The sequence below is a fragment of the Nonomuraea sp. NPDC004186 genome, assembly GCF_053603495.1.
On the sequence record NZ_JBSGFQ010000098.1, the window covers coordinates 1 to 862 of the forward strand.

The window sequence follows — 862 nt, forward strand, 5'->3', positions numbered from 1 at the left end:
ACTTTCTTGGGGGGAGAGCATGACGACTGCGTTCATGACGCCGGCGCCCGTTCACACGACGGCGCGGCATACGGGACGGGCCCGCTCCCGTCCCCTCGCGCTCCCCGGGCCTCGGCCGTCGTGCGACCAGTCGTGGCAGGCCGTGTCACAGTCGAAAGATGGCATCCCGGAGCCGGTCACACGTGAGCTGACGGGCCGGAGATCAACGCCTCTGGCTGTCGATGGTGTTACGTCGACAGGCGAGCGGGCCCAAGGCTAGGGTGCGGGGCTTTGCTGCGCCACAAGATCGCCGAATCGCTGCGTTCAGGACTCGCCCCGCCCGATTTTGATCTCGGGGGCCACGAGAGCTCAATTGCTGCTCGACGGCCAGCTTCCCCAGGAGCGACCCGATCCGCTCTCCTCGCTGTACTGCTTCGCCTTGGTCACACAATCAGGGCAGATGGGCTCGTCGACAGACCTGGCCACGGCTTCCGGTTTGGCCGGCCGAAGAGAGCCGAGGACCGTGATCCCTGGCGGCATGCGGGTCTCGGGATCGATCAGGAAAGTTACGACTTCTTTCGGGTCGAAGCTGAATGTGCGCTTGCACGCATAGCACCGGCCGGTCGTCTCGCGATGTTCGCTCATGTTCGCCCCTTCCTACCGGCACGGTACCGGTCGCCATGAAGGGCGCGTAATAACGGTCCTGTCCGTTCAGGAGACCGGTATGGGGGTGGATGCTTCCACTCGTCAAGCCACCATGCCCGCGGTCGCAGGGCTGAGCCATCATCAATACCGAGAGGGCCCAGGCAAGGGGAGCGCGAGGCGGGCGGGGTGATGCGCGGCGACTTCGGCAAGTCCGTCGGGGGCGCCCCGGTCAATGAGG

General features: G+C 65.8%; 1 protein-coding gene. It reads right to left on the minus strand.

All coding sequences use genetic code 11. The annotated features are described in order from the left end of the window. Window positions 1–348: 348 nt before the first annotated feature. On the minus strand, window positions 349–624 hold the full coding sequence (locus ACWEPL_RS49240; RefSeq protein WP_452440373.1) for a hypothetical protein: 276 nt from the start codon (window positions 622–624) through the stop codon (window positions 349–351). Between the last annotated feature and the right edge of the window lie 238 nt (window positions 625–862).